This window comes from Psychrobacter sp. NG27, assembly GCF_016106655.1.
In the GTDB taxonomy this organism is placed as follows: Bacteria; Pseudomonadota; Gammaproteobacteria; order Pseudomonadales; family Moraxellaceae; genus Psychrobacter.
Genome location: NZ_JADGIN010000030.1, coordinates 1 through 565 on the forward strand (window position 1 = coordinate 1; position 565 = coordinate 565).

Consider the following 565-nt stretch of genomic DNA (forward strand, 5'->3'; position numbering starts at 1 on the left):
AGCAGAGAGAAGACCGGATAGCGCAGGTCATCAAATCAGAAATGAAAAAATGGGCGATAGTCACCAGTATCGTCGCAATTACGGTACTGATATTAGGCATGATGATAGGGGCAGCATTGGTCAACAAATTCTCAAAACCGATTTATATCAATCAACAGCCACAGATACAGCAGCCCATCGACTACAGTCAGAGGTAAGTTATGGACAAGAGACTACTAGAGCAAGTGCAGCAAGCCCTACAAGCACAGCAGGACACGATCAAACGCCAACAGCAGATGCTAGACGACCAAGAGCGATACACACAGCAGCAGCTACGCAAGAAAGACCAGGATATAGCCGAATTGACAGCCTCATTGAACAAATTGGCAAGAACGAAGACGCAAGAGCTGGAACGCTTACCGACGTTGTTCAAACAGTTGCAAACTTCAATGACAGAACAAACGAACGTGTTCAACAGCTGGGCAACGCATCGGACAAATCACGTAACAACGCAAGCAACGTTGATAAGCGAGTTATTGGCGTTAGGAAACGTTCAGATGCAGCTCGTGGAGCAGTTGCAGAGATA

2 protein-coding genes are annotated in these 565 nt (G+C 46.5%); both read left to right on the forward strand.

What is annotated here, in order from left to right; all coding sequences use genetic code 11:
• On the forward strand, positions 1 to 197 hold a 197-nt coding region (locus IP485_RS13700; protein ID WP_198327772.1), incomplete at its 5' end, for a hypothetical protein.
• A 3-nt stretch (positions 198 to 200) separates the two neighbouring features.
• Positions 201 to 565 (forward strand): hypothetical protein (locus tag IP485_RS13705; RefSeq protein ID WP_198327773.1); only part of this gene is annotated, 365 nt, incomplete at its 3' end.